The sequence below is a fragment of the Citrobacter sp. Ca225 genome (genome assembly GCF_030337175.1).
In the GTDB taxonomy this organism is placed as follows: Bacteria; Pseudomonadota; Gammaproteobacteria; order Enterobacterales; family Enterobacteriaceae; genus Citrobacter_A; species Citrobacter_A amalonaticus.
Map to the genome: position 1 here is coordinate 47,495 of NZ_JAOWCD010000103.1, position 16,790 is coordinate 64,284.

General features: G+C 54.3%; 16 protein-coding genes and 2 tRNA genes. 9 read left to right on the top strand and 9 right to left on the bottom strand.

Annotation, left to right across the window (positions count from 1 at the left end; genetic code table 11):
- Positions 1–2: 2 nt before the first annotated feature.
- From OGW13_RS24085 to mltB, 8 genes are all read right to left on the bottom strand, one after another.
- Positions 3–79: transfer RNA gene (locus OGW13_RS24085), tRNA-Arg, on the bottom strand.
- Positions 80–82: 3 nt separating this feature from the next.
- A tRNA-Ser gene (locus OGW13_RS24090) sits at positions 83–175 on the bottom strand.
- A gap of 334 nt (positions 176–509) precedes the next feature.
- The gene (gene csrA / locus OGW13_RS24095; protein ID WP_000906486.1) at positions 510–695 is read right to left on the bottom strand and encodes a carbon storage regulator CsrA; all 186 of its coding nucleotides are present in this window, start codon (positions 693–695) and stop codon (positions 510–512) included.
- Positions 696–935: 240 nt separating this feature from the next.
- On the bottom strand, positions 936–3,563 hold the full coding sequence (gene alaS, locus OGW13_RS24100) for an alanine--tRNA ligase (protein WP_248381709.1): 2,628 nt from the start codon (positions 3,561–3,563) through the stop codon (positions 936–938).
- Positions 3,564–3,691: 128 nt separating this feature from the next.
- Positions 3,692–4,192 (bottom strand): recombination regulator RecX, encoded by a 501-nt coding sequence (recX, locus tag OGW13_RS24105; RefSeq protein ID WP_044255094.1) that lies wholly within the window; start codon positions 4,190–4,192, stop codon positions 3,692–3,694.
- A 115-nt stretch (positions 4,193–4,307) separates the two neighbouring features.
- The gene (gene recA, locus OGW13_RS24110; RefSeq protein ID WP_044255092.1) at positions 4,308–5,369 is read right to left on the bottom strand and encodes a recombinase RecA; all 1,062 of its coding nucleotides are present in this window, start codon (positions 5,367–5,369) and stop codon (positions 4,308–4,310) included.
- An 80-nt stretch (positions 5,370–5,449) separates the two neighbouring features.
- Positions 5,450–5,947 carry a nicotinamide-nucleotide amidase gene (pncC, locus tag OGW13_RS24115; protein ID WP_044255090.1) on the bottom strand — a complete coding sequence of 166 codons (498 nt, stop codon included), beginning with the start codon at positions 5,945–5,947 and terminating at the stop codon, positions 5,450–5,452.
- A gap of 143 nt (positions 5,948–6,090) precedes the next feature.
- Entirely contained in the window at positions 6,091–7,170 is a 1,080-nt protein-coding gene (gene mltB, locus OGW13_RS24120) for a lytic murein transglycosylase B (RefSeq protein WP_042999611.1), read from the bottom strand.
- Between the two features lie 269 nt (positions 7,171–7,439).
- Here mltB and srlA point away from each other — a divergent pair, with 269 nt between their 5' ends.
- From srlA to gutQ, 7 genes are all read left to right on the top strand, one after another.
- Positions 7,440–8,003, top strand: coding sequence for a PTS glucitol/sorbitol transporter subunit IIC (srlA, locus tag OGW13_RS24125; protein WP_044266606.1), 564 nt, complete (start codon positions 7,440–7,442; stop codon positions 8,001–8,003).
- Positions 8,000–8,983, top strand: a complete 984-nt coding sequence (gene srlE / locus OGW13_RS24130; protein ID WP_044266608.1) for a PTS glucitol/sorbitol transporter subunit IIB — start codon at positions 8,000–8,002, stop codon at positions 8,981–8,983. The genes srlA and srlE overlap by 4 nt, the downstream gene beginning before the upstream one ends.
- Before the next feature lie 11 nt (positions 8,984–8,994).
- Positions 8,995–9,357 carry a PTS glucitol/sorbitol transporter subunit IIA gene (srlB, locus tag OGW13_RS24135; protein WP_042322676.1) on the top strand — a complete coding sequence of 121 codons (363 nt, stop codon included), beginning with the start codon at positions 8,995–8,997 and terminating at the stop codon, positions 9,355–9,357.
- Between the two features lie 10 nt (positions 9,358–9,367).
- The gene (srlD, locus tag OGW13_RS24140) at positions 9,368–10,147 is read left to right on the top strand and encodes a sorbitol-6-phosphate dehydrogenase (protein WP_042999607.1); all 780 of its coding nucleotides are present in this window, start codon (positions 9,368–9,370) and stop codon (positions 10,145–10,147) included.
- Positions 10,148–10,238: 91 nt separating this feature from the next.
- Positions 10,239–10,598: a transcriptional regulator GutM gene (gutM, locus tag OGW13_RS24145; protein ID WP_042999606.1), complete on the top strand. Its 360-nt coding sequence runs from the start codon at positions 10,239–10,241 to the stop codon at positions 10,596–10,598.
- Between the two features lie 68 nt (positions 10,599–10,666).
- The gene (srlR, locus tag OGW13_RS24150; RefSeq protein WP_042999605.1) at positions 10,667–11,440 is read left to right on the top strand and encodes a glucitol operon DNA-binding transcriptional repressor SrlR; all 774 of its coding nucleotides are present in this window, start codon (positions 10,667–10,669) and stop codon (positions 11,438–11,440) included.
- Entirely contained in the window at positions 11,433–12,398 is a 966-nt protein-coding gene (gutQ, locus tag OGW13_RS24155; RefSeq protein ID WP_042999604.1) for an arabinose-5-phosphate isomerase GutQ, read from the top strand. Before srlR ends, gutQ begins: the two co-directional genes overlap by 8 nt.
- On the opposite strand, the gene norR is transcribed toward gutQ, so the two are convergent.
- Positions 12,395–13,912 (bottom strand): nitric oxide reductase transcriptional regulator NorR, encoded by a 1,518-nt coding sequence (gene norR / locus OGW13_RS24160; protein ID WP_054176945.1) that lies wholly within the window; start codon positions 13,910–13,912, stop codon positions 12,395–12,397. The genes gutQ and norR overlap by 4 nt on opposite strands.
- A gap of 187 nt (positions 13,913–14,099) precedes the next feature.
- Here norR and norV point away from each other — a divergent pair, with 187 nt between their 5' ends.
- Positions 14,100–15,545: an anaerobic nitric oxide reductase flavorubredoxin gene (gene norV / locus OGW13_RS24165; RefSeq protein WP_125339075.1), complete on the top strand. Its 1,446-nt coding sequence runs from the start codon at positions 14,100–14,102 to the stop codon at positions 15,543–15,545.
- The gene (gene norW, locus OGW13_RS24170) at positions 15,542–16,684 is read left to right on the top strand and encodes an NADH:flavorubredoxin reductase NorW (RefSeq protein WP_287116576.1); all 1,143 of its coding nucleotides are present in this window, start codon (positions 15,542–15,544) and stop codon (positions 16,682–16,684) included. The genes norV and norW overlap by 4 nt, the downstream gene beginning before the upstream one ends.
- The last annotated feature ends 106 nt before the right edge of the window (positions 16,685–16,790 follow it).

The following is a 16,790-nucleotide window of genomic DNA, read 5'->3' on the forward strand; positions in this document are numbered from 1 at the left end:
GATGGTGCATCCGGGAGGATTCGAACCTCCGACCGCTCGGTTCGTAGCCGAGTACTCTATCCAGCTGAGCTACGGATGCAAATGGCGGTGAGGCGGGGATTCGAACCCCGGATGCAGCTTTTGACCGCATACTCCCTTAGCAGGGGAGCGCCTTCAGCCTCTCGGCCACCTCACCACACGCCTCTTACGAGTGCTTCGAAGAACTTGTTTCTGCTCATCGTCGCTGCGTGGCGCACATATTACTTTCTGGGACTTATAAGTCAAACAATTTTTCCTGAGCTTTTATCGTTTGCACACTTCACGTTCAATTAGTCTGCAAAAACGGCAAAAAGAGTGTTTTATCAACAGATAAATTGGACTCTGGGCAACGGACTACCTCAATGGAAAAGACATACGGATGCAGTAGCGCCAGGCGAAACTGGAAAAAGAGTCACAGAAAAACGAAACAGAGTGGGATATTGCGACGATGTCAGGTTGCGCCTCACCCGGTCAGGTGAGACGCGGAAACCTTAGTAACTGGACTGCTGGGATTTTTCAGCCTGGATACGCTGGTAGATCTCTTCACGATGGACAGATACTTCTTTCGGGGCGTTTACGCCGATGCGTACCTGGTTGCCCTTCACCCCTAAAACTGTCACGGTGACCTCATCTCCAATCATGAGGGTCTCACCAACTCGACGAGTCAGAATCAGCATTCTTTGCTCCTTGAAAGATTAAAAGAGTCGGGTCTCTCTGTATCCCGGCATTATCCATCATATAACGCCAAAAAGTAAGCGATGACAAACACATTACATGTAAGCAGTCACGGCATCACATTCTGTTAAACCTAAGTTTAGCCGATATACACAACTTCAACCTGACTTTATCGTTGTCGACAACGTTGATGCAAACGCCGCGGAATGCTTATCCGCGGCATCGGCTAACGCTTATAGTTATTACAATTTTGCGCTGACCCAGGCTTGCACACTGGCTAACGCCGCAGGCAGAGCAGAAGCATCCGTACCACCGGCTTGCGCCATGTCCGGACGACCACCACCCTTACCGCCCACCTGCTGAGCGACCATACCTACCAGTTCCCCTGCTTTGACACGGTCGGTCACGTCCTTAGACACACCAGCAATCAGAGAAACCTTACCTTCCGCTGCCGTTGCCAGCACGATAATTGTCGACCCCAGTTGATTTTTCAGATCATCAACCATGGTGCGCAACATTTTCGGCTCAACACCCGCAAGCTCACTCACCAACAGCTTAACGCCATTGATATCAACCGCTTTGCTGGAAAGATTCGCACTTTCCTGCGCCGCAGCATGTTCTTTCAACTGCTGAAGCTCTTTCTCAAGCTGACGAGTACGTTCCAGCACTGAACGCACTTTGTCGCCCAGATTCTGGCTATCGCCCTTCAACAGATGTGCAATATCGGCTAAACGATCGCTTTCTGCATGCACAGTCGCAATGGCGCCCTCACCGGTTACCGCTTCAATGCGACGAACCCCGGCGGCGGTTCCGGACTCAGAGACAATACGGAACAGGCCGATGTCACCGGTACGGCTGGCGTGCGTCCCGCCGCACAGTTCGGTAGAGAAATCACCCATGCTCAGCACGCGAACGCGTTCGTCATATTTCTCGCCGAACAGCGCCATTGCGCCTTTTGCTTTCGCCGCTTCCAGATCCATCACGTGGGTTTCAACCGGCAGGTTACGACGAATCTGCGCGTTCACCAGATCTTCAACCGCCCGGATTTCCGCCGGCTTCATTGCTTCATTATGCGAGAAATCGAAGCGCAGCATTTTGTCGTTAACCAGCGACCCTTTCTGTGCCACGTGCGTGCCCAGAATCTGGCGCAACGCCGCGTGCATCAGGTGCGTTGCGGAGTGATTCAGACGAATACGCGCACGACGCGCCTCATCCACATCAGCCTGGACCGCATCGCCCACTTTCAGAGAGCCCGCAGACAGCTTGCCGAGGTGGCCAATTGCCTGACCATATTTTTGCGTGTCACTTACGGCAAACGCAAAGCTCGCGCCTTTCAGTTCACCTTTATCGCCAACCTGACCACCGGATTCCGCATAGAATGGGGTTTGATCCAGTACGACAACGGCTTCCTGACCGACACTGATCGCATCAACCGCTTTACCATCAACAAACAGCGCGGTCACTTTACCGTTCAGTTCCAGATGGTCGTAGCCTTTAAATTCAGAGGCGCTATCCACGCGAATCATCGCGTTATAGTCCGCACCGAAACCGCTGGCTTCGCGCGCGCGACGACGCTGCTCTTCCATGGCGGCTTCAAAACCGGCTTCATCCACTTTGATGTTGCGCTCACGGCAAACGTCAGCCGTCAGATCAACCGGGAAACCGTAGGTATCGTACAGACGGAATGCTGTTTCGCCGTCCAGCGTATCGCCGGACAGTGTCGCCAGTTCTTCGTCCAGCAGCGCCAGACCACGCTCCAGCGTACGGGCAAACTGCTCTTCTTCGGTTTTCAGAACTTGCTCAACCTGAGCCTGCTGACGCTTCAGTTCTTCGCCCGCCGATCCCATGACGTCAATCAGTGGGCCCACCAGTTTATAGAAGAAGATCTCTTTCGCGCCCAGCATGTTGCCATGACGTACCGCACGACGAATGATACGACGCAAAACATAGCCACGGTTTTCGTTCGACGGAACCACGCCGTCGGCAATCAGGAACGCACAGGAACGAATGTGATCCGCAATCACGCGCAGTGACTTGTTGCTCAGATCGGTTGCACCGGTCACTTTCGCTACTGCTTCAATCAGCGTGCGGAACAGGTCAATTTCGTAGTTGGAGTTGACGTGTTGCAGCACAGCCGCAATACGTTCCAGACCCATACCGGTATCCACGGAAGGCTTAGGCAGCGGCTCCATCGTACCGTCAGCCTGACGGTTGAACTGCATAAAGACGATGTTCCAGATCTCAATGTAGCGATCGCCGTCCTCTTCCGGGCTTCCCGGAGGGCCGCCCCAGATGTGATCGCCATGATCGTAGAAAATTTCGGTGCACGGACCGCACGGACCGGTGTCGCCCATCTGCCAGAAGTTGTCGGACGCATAAGCCGCACCTTTGTTATCACCGATGCGGATAATACGCTCGCGAGGAATACCGACTTCTTTTTCCCAAATTTCATAGGCTTCATCGTCTGTTTCGTAGACGGTCACCCACAGACGCTCTTTCGGCAGGGCAAACCAGTTTTCACCGGTCAGCAATTCCCATGCGTACTGGATTGCATCATGCTTGAAATAGTCGCCGAAGCTGAAGTTACCCAGCATTTCGAAGAAGGTATGGTGACGTGCAGTGTAACCAACGTTTTCCAGATCGTTGTGCTTACCACCCGCCCGCACGCAGCGTTGAGATGTGGTTGCGCGGGAATAATTACGCTTGTCGAGCCCAAGGAAAACGTCCTTGAACTGGTTCATCCCGGCGTTGGTAAACAACAAAGTGGGGTCATTGTTTGGAACCAGGGAGCTGCTGGCAACTACCTGATGTCCCTTACTATGGAAAAAGTCGAGAAACGCCTGACGGATCTCAGCGGTGCTCTTGCTCATAATTATCCTGAAATCTTGCTAACGAAAAATCATTACCAGCAACAACTCTTGATTGACTGGGCCGCCGGCAACTGAAAAGTGGGAATAAGATAAGTTTTCTTTACGGGGAAGTAAAATCCCGTATGCGCTCAATCGTCAAAATTTCGCCATATTTCCTGGATATCCTCCATCAGATATCCACGATAGAGCAAAAATCGCTGTATCTTAACCTTTTCTGAAAATGCACCAGGCAGCGGTTCACCATATTTACGACAGGCCTGATCGCGTGCGAGGACGCTCCAGTCAATCTCACATTCCCGCATTGCTTTTTCCGTCGATTCACGGGCAATGCCCTTTTGATTCAACTCCTGGCGAATGCGCGCCGGACCATAGCCTTTACGGCTGCGGCTGGCGATAAAGCGGGCGATAAACCGGTCGTCATCGAGATACTGATGCTCGTAACACCAGGCAATCACTCGTTCATAATCTTCCGCAGTCGCATCAATCTCTTCCGGTCCATTTTTCCCCATCACCGGGGCGGCAAGTTTACGTCGCAACTCTTGTTCGCTGTGGTCACGAACCGCGAGGATACGTACTGCGCGATCTAACAGCCGGGAATACGCGGGTCGGCGCGGTGTGGGTTCACTCATAACAACCTTCGAAATCAGAAATGCAAAAAGGGCTGCATCAATGCAGCCCTTGAGTGTAATTCAACTTTTTGCCGGATGGCAGTGTTGCGTTATCCGGACGGACGACACCTGACGATTAAAAATCTTCGTTGGTTTCCGCAACGCCTTCACCGTCATCAACAGCGAAGTCAGGTTTGGCATCCTGGTTATTGAGCAGCATTTCGCGAACTTTCTTCTCAATTTCCTTCGCAGTCGCCGGGTTGTCTTTCAGCCAGGTGGTTGCATTCGCTTTACCCTGACCAATTTTCTCGCCGTTGTAGCTGTACCAGGCGCCCGCTTTCTCGATCAGCTTCTCTTTCACGCCCAGGTCAACCAGTTCGCCATAGAAGTTAATGCCTTCACCGTAAAGGATCTGGAATTCAGCCTGTTTAAACGGTGCCGCAATTTTGTTTTTCACCACCTTCACGCGGGTTTCGCTGCCCACCACGTTATCGCCCTCTTTCACCGCGCCAATACGACGGATATCCAGACGAACAGAAGCGTAGAATTTCAGTGCGTTACCACCGGTCGTGGTTTCCGGGTTACCGAACATCACACCAATTTTCATACGGATCTGGTTGATGAAGATCAGCAGCGTGTTGGACTGCTTCAGGTTACCGGCCAGTTTACGCATCGCCTGGCTCATCATACGCGCCGCGAGGCCCATGTGAGAGTCACCGATTTCGCCTTCGATTTCCGCTTTCGGCGTCAGTGCCGCTACGGAGTCGACAACGATAACGTCGACAGCGCCAGAACGCGCCAGCGCATCACAGATTTCCAGCGCCTGTTCACCGGTGTCCGGCTGAGAACAGAGTAGATTGTCGATATCAACGCCCAGCTTACGTGCATAGATCGGGTCCAGCGCGTGTTCTGCATCGATAAACGCACAGGTTTTACCTTCGCGCTGCGCCGCGGCAATCACCTGCAGCGTCAGCGTGGTTTTACCGGATGATTCTGGCCCGTAGATTTCGACGATACGGCCCATCGGCAGGCCGCCTGCGCCCAGCGCGATATCCAGTGAAAGCGAACCTGTGGAGATCGTTTCCACATCCATAGAACGGTCTTCACCCAGGCGCATGATGGAGCCTTTACCGAATTGCTTTTCGATCTGGCCCAGCGCTGCCGCCAACGCTTTCTGTTTGTTTTCGTCGATAGCCATTAATTACTCCTGTCATGCCGGCTGAAACCGGATAGTGATTCTGTACTGTTGTCGCAATTATACTGTATAGTCATACAGTATCAAGTATTTTGTAGAAATTGTTGCCACAGGGTTTGCAGCGCATAAACCGTGGCTTGCCGACGCACCGCCTCACGGTCGCCGTGAAAGCATTCCCGACGGGTAATCCCTTCTCCGCGCACGCTGGCGAAGGCAAACCAGACGGTGCCGACCGGTTTCTCTTCGCTGCCGCCATCCGGCCCGGCGATCCCGCTGATGGAAACCGCAAAATCGGCACGCGCCGCTTTCAGTGCGCCAATCGCCATCTCAACCACCACCGGTTCACTGACCGCGCCATGCTGCGCCAGCGTCTCTTCCCGCACGCCGATCATCTGCGATTTTGCTTCATTACTGTAGGTGACAAAACCGCGCTCAAACCAGGCGGAGCTGCCGGCAATATCGGTAATGGCTTTCGCCACCCAACCGCCGGTGCAGGACTCTGCGGTGGTCACCGTCGCACCACGCGCTTTCAGCGCCAGCCCGACCTGTTCACTTAACTGCATCAGTTCACTGTCAGTCATATCAGCCTCTGTCAGTTAAAAAATATGCCGGACAAGATAACACTTTCCCAACGGAGATGGGGATGAGGTAACAATTTTACGAGGGGGATTCCGAAAAAACGAGTGAGGCCCAGGGAAGCCGAAGCAACCCTGGGTAAAAACCATTATTGCACGCGCGCCAGCGCCACTGCCTGACCTAACTGCCACACCGCCATCGCGTAATGGGTGCTGTGGTTGTAGCGGGTAATAGCATAGAAGTTCGGCAAACCGTACCAGTACTGGTAGCCGGTACCAATATCCAGGCGCAGCAGGCTCACCTGCTGATGGTTGCCCAGCGGTTGTTGCGGCGTGAGTCCGGCGGCCGCCAGTTGAGAAAGGCTGTACTGCGTTTTAAAGCCATTCGCCAGTCCCGGTGCCTGACCGTTCGCCATCACCGCCACCGCGTCGCCCTTCACCCAACCGTGCGCTTTGAAGTAATTCGCCACGCTACCGATAGCATCGACCGGATCCCACAGGTTGATGTGGCCGTCGCCGTTGAAATCTACCGCGTACTCTTTATAGGACGACGGCATGAACTGTCCGTAACCCATCGCGCCAGCAAAGGATCCTTTCAAATCTAACGGGTCATCCTGTTCGTTACGCGCCATCAGCAGGAACGTCTCCAGCTCGCCGGAGAAGTACTCCGCACGACGTGGGTAGTTAAACGACAGCGTCGCCAGCGCGTCCAGAATGCGCGTTTTTCCCATCACGCGGCCCCAGCGGGTTTCCACGCCAATAATGCCCACGATGATCTCCGGCGGAACGCCGTAAACCTGCCAGGCACGGTTGAGCGCATCTTCATACTGATTCCAGAATGCCACGCCGTTTTGCACGTTATCCGGGGTAATGAACTGTTTGCGATAGCGTAGCCATGCGCCGTTAGGTCCGGCCGGCGGCTGCGTGGTCGGCGCCTGCCTGTCCATCAGACGCAAAACGTAATCCAGGCGCTTCGCCTGTGACAGGATCTCCTGCAACTGCTGACGATTAAAACCGTGCTTGTTCACCATCTTATCGATGAACTGCTGCGCATTCGGGTTATTGGCAAAGTCGCCCCCCATCTGCATAACGTTGTGCTGGGGCTCAAGCAGGAAGCCGCCGGAAGGCGTGCCCGTTGTCGTTTGAGGCTCTTGAGGTTTCGGTTTGCTACTACAGGCAGCAAGTAACACAAACAGGGGAAGTAATGCTACATAACGACGCTTGAACATGAGACATCCATTAAACAGATTCAGCCAGAGAGAAGTATGGTAAAGCATCCCCCGTCATACAAGGAAGCACCAGACGCGCTCCGTCACACAATTTACGTATCACGTCCCCTCGTTTGATCGTCAGTACATTCTTTCCTTTCCATAAAAACTTTCAATTTAAAATATTTTACTTTCATTTTGAGATCAAAATAACACTTTTATTTCTTTCAACCTGATTAAAATAAGTCACCCATTCGCAAGATAACTAAAAATCCCTACAGGAGAGAATAATGATCGAAACCATTACACATGGAGCAGAGTGGTTCATCGGGCTGTTCCAGAAAGGTGGAGAGGTGTTTACCGGAATGGTCACCGGCATTCTTCCACTGCTGATCAGCCTGCTGGTCATCATGAATGCGCTGATCAACTTTATCGGCCAGCAGCGAATCGAACGCTTCGCCCAGCGCTGCGCCGGGAATCCGTTGTCCCGCTACCTGATTTTGCCTTTTATTGGCACGTTTGTGTTTTGTAACCCCATGACCCTGAGTCTGGGCCGCTTCATGCCAGAGAAATACAAGCCCAGCTATTACGCAGCCGCCTCTTACAGCTGTCACTCAATGAACGGTCTGTTCCCGCATATCAACCCTGGCGAACTGTTCGTTTACCTCGGCATTGCCAGCGGCCTGACCACGTTAGGTCTCCCGCTCGGGCCACTGGCCGTGAGCTATCTGCTGGTCGGAGTGGTCACCAACTTCTTTCGTGGCTGGGTCACGGACCTCACAACCTCCATCTTTGAGAAAAAGATGGGTATCCAACTTGAGCAGAAAGTCCACCTTGCAGGAGCAGCATCATGACGCGTATTCGAATTGAACGAGGAACTGGCGGCTGGGGTGGCCCGTTAGAGCTGGACGTGACCGCCGGAAAGAAAATTGTCTATATCACCGCAGGCACTCGCCCGGCGATTGTCGACAAACTGGCGCAGTTAACCGGCTGGCAGGCTGTCGATGGCTTTAAAGAGGGAGAACCGCCTGAAGACGAAATTGGCGTTGCCATCATTGACTGTGGCGGGACGCTGCGTTGTGGCATCTATCCTAAACGCCGTATTCCGACCGTGAACATTCACTCAACCGGGAAATCCGGCCCGCTGGCCCAGTATATTGTTGAAGACATTTATGTCTCTGGCGTCAGGGAAGACAACATCACCGTCATCAGCGACGCGTCTGCTGCACCGCAGCCGCAATCACAACCGGCAAGCGCTACCGCCGGGCGTGATTACGACAGCAGCAAAAAAATCACCGAACAGAGCGATGGCCTGTTAGCAAAAGTCGGCATGGGGATGGGGTCGGCGGTGGCCGTGCTGTTCCAGTCCGGTCGCGACACCATCGATACGGTTCTGAAAACCATTCTGCCGTTTATGGCATTCGTCTCGGCACTGATCGGCATCATCATGGCCTCGGGTCTGGGTGACTGGATCGCCCATGGCCTGGCGCCGCTTGCCAGCCATCCGTTGGGTCTGGTGACGCTGGCACTGATCTGTTCGTTTCCACTGCTGTCGCCGTTCCTCGGCCCAGGTGCGGTCATTGCGCAGGTTATCGGCGTTCTGATCGGCGTGCAAATTGGCCTGGGCAACATCCCGCCGCATCTGGCGCTGCCCGCCCTGTTTGCCATTAACGCCCAGGCAGCCTGTGATTTTATTCCGGTCGGTCTGTCGCTGGCAGAAGCCCGTCAGGACACCGTTCGCGTCGGCGTGCCGTCGGTACTAGTGAGCCGCTTCCTGACGGGGGCACCCACCGTTCTCATCGCCTGGTTTGTTTCCGGCTTTATCTATCAATAAGAGGTGTCGACATGACCGTTATTTATCAGACCACCATCACCCGTATCGGCCAGAGCGCACCGGATGCGCTCTGCGACCAGATGCTGATTACCTTTCGTGAAGGCGCGCCTGCGGATATCGAGGAGTTTTGCTTTATCCATTGTCATGGCGAACTGAACGGCCCGCTGCAGCCCGGCGCCCAGTTCGAACTGGGTCAGCATCGTTATCCGGTCACTGCCGTTGGCAGTGTGGCCGAGCAGAATTTACGTGAACTGGGGCATATCACCCTGCGCTTCGATGGGCTGAGCGAAGCGGAATTTCCCGGCACCGTGCATGTCGCGGGGCCTGTACCGGACGATATCGCACCGGGCTGTATTTTGAAGTTTGTCGCTTAAGGAGAGAAAAATGAATCAGGTTGCCGTTGTCATTGGTGGAGGACAGACCCTGGGGGCGTTCCTCAGCCGTGGGCTTGCAGCAGAAGGGTATCGCGTTGCGGTGGTAGATATTCAGAGTGATAAAGCCGCAAACGTTGCACAGGAGATTAACGCAGAATTTGGCGAAGGCATGGCCTACGGTTTCGGCGCCGACGCCACCAGCGAACAGAGCGTGCTCGCACTCTCTCGCGGTGTGGATGAAATCTTTGGCCGCGTGGATCTGCTGGTTTACAGCGCCGGGATTGCGAAAGCAGCATTTATCAGTGATTTCCAGCTCGGTGATTTTGACCGCTCGCTGCAGGTGAATCTGGTCGGCTACTTCCTCTGCGCACGTGAATTCTCCCGTCTGATGATCCGCGATGGTATTCAGGGACGTATTATTCAGATCAACTCCAAATCCGGTAAAGTGGGCAGCAAGCACAATTCCGGCTATAGCGCGGCGAAGTTTGGCGGCGTGGGGTTAACGCAGTCGCTGGCGCTGGATCTGGCGGAATATGGCATTACCGTGCATTCGCTGATGCTCGGCAACCTGTTAAAGTCACCGATGTTCCAGTCGTTGCTGCCGCAGTACGCCACCAAGCTGGGTATCAAGCCAGACGAAGTGGAGCAGTATTACATTGATAAGGTTCCGCTGAAGCGCGGCTGCGACTATCAGGATGTGCTGAACATGTTGTTATTCTATGCCAGCCCGAAAGCGTCGTACTGCACCGGGCAGTCAATCAACGTTACCGGTGGACAAGTAATGTTTTAATGGGTATCGCCCGGTGGCGATACGCTTACCGGGCCTACCCGCAGGCCGGATAAAGTGAAACCGCCGTCTGGCAAAATAAAAGGAGCAACATATGGTATCCGCACTCGTTACTGTCGCCGTCATTGCCTGGTGTGCACAACTGGCGCTGGGATACTGGCAAATATCGCGCTTTAACAACGCATTTGACCGACTTTGCCAACAGGGACGTGTCGGCGTAGGGCGTTCAGGAGGACGTTTTAAACCACGCGTCGTGGTCGCCGTCGCTGTCGATGATAATCAGCGAGTCACCGATACGTTGTTTATGAAAGGTCTCACCGTATTCGCCAGACCAGGAAAAATCGCCGACATTCAGGGCAAACATCTTAATGAATTACAGCCTGATGTGATCTTTCCCCATGATCCGCTATCGCAGAATGCACTATCATTGGCGCTTAATCTGAAACATGGGTAATTTCGTTGTGAATGCTATTAGCTTGCGAAATTATCATTTCGCAAATTTAATTCAGGGTTATTTCGCCTATGAAACCTCGTCAGCGTCAGGCCGCCATTCTGGAGCATCTGCAAAAACAGGGTAAAAGCTCTGTGGAAGAACTGGCCCAGTACTTTGACACCACGGGCACGACCATTCGCAAAGATCTTGTCGTTCTGGAAAATGCCGGTACCGTCATTCGCACCTATGGCGGCGTGATGTTAAATAAAGATGAGTCCGATCCGCCTATCGATCACAAAACGCTGATCAATACGCATAAGAAAGAGCGTATTGCTGAAGCTGCGGTCCGCTTTATCCATGATGGCGACTCCATCATTCTGGATGCCGGGAGTACCGTGCTACAAATGGTGCCGATGCTTACCCGCTTTAGCAATATCACCGTCATGACCAACAGCTTGCACATTGTCAACGCGCTGTCCGAGTTAGACAACGAACAAACCATCCTGATGCCTGGCGGAACATTTCGTAAAAAATCGGCCTCATTTCACGGACAACTGGCCGAAAACGCCTTTGAGCAGTTCAGTTTTGATAAACTCTTCATGGGCACCGACGGTATTGATCTCAGTGCCGGCGTAACCACCTTTAATGAGGTTTACACCGTCAGCAAAGCGATGTGTAACGCCGCTCGCGAAGTTATTCTGATGGCGGACTCATCAAAGTTTGGCCGCAAGAGTCCGAATGTTGTGTGCAGTCTGGAAAGCGTCGACAAACTGATTACCGACGCGGGTATTGATCCCGCATTTCGTCAGGCGCTGGAAGAGAAAGGGATTGAAGTGATCATAACCGGAGAAACCAATGAGTGATGCACTACTGAACGCGGGCCGTCAGACGTTAATGCTGGAATTACAGGAAGCAAGCCGTCTGCCGGAACGTCTGGGCGATGATTTTATCCGCGCCGCCAATACCATAATCCACTGTGAAGGCAAAGTGATTGTCTCAGGTATCGGCAAATCGGGCCATATTGGTAAGAAAATCGCCGCGACGCTCGCCAGTACCGGCACCCCGGCCTTTTTTGTTCACCCTGCCGAAGCGCTGCATGGCGATCTGGGGATGCTCGAAAGCCGTGACGTGATGTTGTTTATCTCCTATTCCGGCGGCGCAAAAGAGCTGGATCTCATCATCCCGCGTCTGGAAGATAAATCCATCGCCCTGCTGGCAATGACCGGCAAACCCAATTCACCGCTGGGTCTGGCGGCGAAGGCTGTTCTGGATATCTCCGTTGAGCGCGAAGCCTGCCCGATGCACCTGGCGCCGACCTCCAGCACCGTCAATACCCTGATGATGGGCGACGCGCTGGCGATGGCGGTTATGCAGGCACGCGGCTTCAATGAAGAAGATTTTGCCCGCTCGCATCCGGCCGGGGCGTTGGGCGCGCGTTTGCTTAATAAAGTGCATCACCTGATGCGCCGTGACGATGCTGTCCCGCAGGTTCAACTTGCCACCAGCGTGATGGACGCGATGCTGGAATTAAGCCGTACCGGTCTGGGTCTGGTCGCCGTTTGCGACGACCAGATGCAGGTGAAAGGCGTCTTTACCGACGGCGACCTGCGTCGCTGGCTGGTTGGCGGCGGCGCGCTCACCACGCCGGTCAGTGAAGCGATGACCCACAACGGCATCACCTTGCAGTCAGAAAGCCGGGCGATTGATGCCAAAGAGATCCTGATGAAACGCAAAATTACCGCCGCGCCGGTGGTGGATGAAACCGGTAAGCTCACCGGCGCCATCAACCTGCAGGATTTCTATCAGGCCGGGATACTCTAATCCTTCAGCCCCAGACGCTTCGCCAGCCGGTGCAGGTTGGCGACATCCGTTTCAAGTGCCCGGGCGCTGGCCGCCCAGTTGTGATTATTTTGCGCCAGCGCCTGGCGAATCATTTCCCGCTGGAACGCCTCCGTCGCATCACGCAGATTGTGATTGCGCGGTAAACCCGCTGTCACTTCCGGCTGCGGCGTCATGGCCTCCTCCTGCAACGCGAAATGCTTCGCTTCCAGTACCACTTCGTCTCCGGATCGGGTCGCGCGCGCCAGCACTACCGCCCGATGAATCGCATGTTCCAGTTCACGCACGTTACCCGGCCAGCCGTAATTCAGCAGATGGCTACGCGCCCCAGGACTGAGCACCACGCGGGAAAGCCCCAGTCGTAATCGACACTGCTCGCAAAAATAACCCGCCAGCAACACCACATCTTCCCCGCGCTCCCGTAGCGGGGGAACCAAAAGCGGAAACACGCTCAGACGATGAAACAGATCGGCACGAAAACGTCCCGCCAGCACCTCTTCACGCAGATCGCGATTCGTTGCCGCCAGCACGCGCACATCCACGCGCAGGCTGCGGTCATCGCCGACGCGCTGAATATCGCCATACTGCAATACGCGCAGCAGTTTGGCTTGCAGAGCCAGCGACAGTTCACCAATTTCATCGAGGAATAACGTGCCGTTATCGGCCATTTCAAATTTGCCGCTACGGTTGCTGATGGCCCCGGTGAATGCCCCTTTCACATGACCAAACAGTTCGCTCTCCGCCACGCTTTCCGGCAGCGCGGCGCAGTTCAGGTAGACCAACGGGTTGACCGCGCGAGGTGAACCTTCGTGAATCGCCTTCGCCACCAGTTCTTTCCCGGTACCAGTTTCGCCGCTGATTAACACGTTAAGATCGGAGCCTGCCACAATCTCGATCTCTTTTTTCAACTGCATCATGTTCGGCGAGAGACCAATCATCTGCGTCTCTTTTATCTGTTCGAAATCGGTACTCGACCCCGGCAACATATTCTGGCTTTCCAGTTGTTCAATCAGCAGCGCATTGCTCAATGCACCAGCGGCCAGCGCGGCGATGAGCCGTAACTCCTCATCGCTGAAAACATCAAACTGATCCGGCGCCATGCCATCGAGGGTCAGCGCGCCGATCAGGTTCTGCCCGGCAAAAAGCGGCAACCCAATACAGGCATGCACTTTCAGACTCTCCTGCCCCGGGATCAATCCGTCATACGGGTCAGGCAAATCGCTGTCTGCCGGAAAGCGCACCACGTCTCCGGCGCGGGCGATGGCCTCCAGTCGGGGATGCCCTTCGAGGGTAAAACGCCTGCCGAGCACATCACGTGCAAGACCATCAATCGCCAGCGGGATAAACTGGCGCGCCTCATAACGCAGCAACGCAGAAGCATCGCATTCCAGCACCTGACGCAGCGTAGTAATCAGACGCTGAAAACGATCCTGATGGCCCACTCCGCGCTGTAATTCAATGGCGATCCCCGCCAGAACATCAACAGAAAAACTCATGCTGTCCTCACTGTCATTTTGACAATCCATACTGTCATATTGACTGTGTTATGAATAGTCTTTTTGACTACCATCTAATGAGTATAAAATTTTAAATCAATAAAAATCAAATAGATAAAAAATTGGCACGCGACCTGCAATAAGCGAAACAACTTATTTGAACAACGCTAAATGAATTGAGGTTGCTATGTCTATTCTGGTTAAAAATAATATCCATTGGGTTGGCCAACGTGACTGGGAAGTACGTGATTTCCACGGAACCGAATACAAAACGCTGCGCGGCAGCAGCTACAACAGCTATCTCATCCGTGAAGAAAAAAATGTCCTGATCGATACCGTCGATCATAAATTCAGCCGTGAGTTTGTGCAGAACCTGCGTAATGAAATCGACCTCGCAGACATCGATTACATCATTATCAACCATGCGGAAGAAGATCACGCCGGGGCGCTGACCGAGCTGATGACGCAGATCCCGGATACCCCTATCTACTGCACCGCCAACGCGATTGACTCAATTACCGGTCATCATCACCATCCGGAGTGGAATTTTAACGTCGTGAAAACCGGCGACACGCTGGATATTGGTAACGGCAAACAGTTGATCTTCGTGGAAACGCCGATGCTGCACTGGCCGGACAGCATGATGACCTACATGACCGGCGATGCCGTCCTGTTCAGTAACGACGCTTTCGGTCAGCACTACTGCGACGAACGTCTGTTTAACGATGAAGTGGATCAGACCGAGCTGTTCGAACAGTGCCAGCGTTACTACGCCAATATCCTGACCCCGTTCAGTCGTCTGGTGACGCCAAAAATTACCGAAATCCTCGGCTTCAACCTGCCGGTCGATATGATTGCCACCTCCCACGGCGTGGTCTGGCGCGATAATCCGACCCAGATTGTTGAGCTGTATCTGAAATGGGCGGCGGATTATCAGGAAGATCGCATCACAATTTTCTACGACACCATGTCCAATAACACCCGCATGATGGCGGATGCGATTGCGCAGGGAATTAACGAAGTCGACCCGAACGTGGCAGTGAAAATTTTTAACGTCGCCCGCAGCGATAAAAACGAAATCCTGACCAACGTTTTCCGCTCTAAAGGTGTGCTGGTCGGCACCTCCACGATGAACAATGTGATGATGCCGAAAATCGCCGGTCTGGTGGAGGAGATGACCGGTCTGCGTTTTCGTAACAAACGCGCCAGCGCTTTTGGTTCCCACGGCTGGAGTGGCGGAGCGGTCGACCGCTTATCCACCCGTTTACAGGATGCCGGTTTTGAAATGTCGCTGAGCCTGAAGGCCAAATGGCGCCCGGACCTGGATGCGCAGGAACTGTGCCGCCAGCACGGTCGTGAAATCGCGCGTCAATGGGCGCTCGCGCCGTTGCCGGACGCGACAGTGAAAGCGACAACCAAAGAAGAAGCATGCGCCTGCGCCGCCGCAGCAGCCGACCTCGGTCCGAGCATGCAGTGCAGCGTGTGCCAGTGGATTTACGATCCGGCAAAAGGTGAACCGTTGCAGGATGTCGCGCCAGGTACGCCGTGGAGCGATGTGCCGGACAACTTCCTCTGTCCGGAATGTTCATTAGGCAAAGATGTCTTCGACGTGCTGGCAACGGAGGCAAAATGAGCCGGGGAATTGTCATCATTGGTTCGGGCTTTGCTGCCCGCCAGTTAGTCAAAAACATTCGCAAGCAGGACGCGGATGTCCCGTTAACTCTGATTGCGGCTGACAGCATGGATGAGTATAACAAACCCGATCTCAGTCATGTGATAAGCCAGGCGCAGCACGCCGACGACCTCACCCGTCAGTCGGCGGGAGAGTTTGCTGAACAGTTTGCTCTGCGTCTCTTTCCCCACACCTGGGTCACCGACATTGATGCCGATGCCCACGTGGTAAAAAGCCAGGACAAGCAGTGGCAGTACGACAAACTGGTGCTGGCTACGGGCGCTGCGGCCTTTGTTCCACCGATAGCAGGACGTGAGTTAATGCTCACATTGAACAGCCAGCAGGAGTACCGTGCCTGCGAAACACAGCTACGCGATGCCCAACGGGTGCTGATTGTCGGCGGCGGGTTGATTGGAACCGAACTGGCGATGGATTTCTGCCGCGCAAGTAAAGCGGTCACGCTGATAGATAACGCAGCCAGCCTGCTTGCTTCGCTGATGCCGCCGGAAGTGAGCAGTCGCTTACAGCATCGTCTTACCGATATGGGCGTACACCTGTTGCTGAAATCACAGTTACAAGGGCTGGAGAAAACCGCATCCGGTATTCGTGCAACGTTCGATCGCGAGCGCAGCATTCACGTCGATGTGGTGATTGCCGCCACGGGTCTGCGCCCGGAAACGGCGCTGGCGCGTCGCGCCGGTTTAACCCTCAACCGCGGCGTTTGTGTCGACAGCTACCTGCAAACCAGCCACCCGGATATTTATGCCCTCGGCGACTGCGCGGAGATCAACGGTCAGGTGCTACCGTTCCTGCAGCCTATTCAGCTCAGTGCGATGTACCTGGCGAAAAATCTGCTCGGCGGCAACGCGCCGCTGAAGCTGCCTGCCATGTTAGTCAAAATCAAAACGCCAGAACTGCCGCTGCATCTGGCAGGGGAAACCCAGCGTCGCGATCTGAACTGGCACATTGCCGCAGAATCTGACGGCATGGTAGCCAAAGGGATGAACGGTGAAGGACAGCTCTGCGCCTTCGTGGTAAGTGAAGACAGAATGAAGGAGGCTTTCGCCCTGCTGAAAACGTTGCCTCGGCAGGCCGGATAAGACGCTCTGCGTCGCCATCCGGCGCTATCGCCACTGATTGATTAACCTCATGCACACGGAAGTGCGATATTGCTTGTCGTTTCGCCCCGCCTGTCCCGGGGCTTTT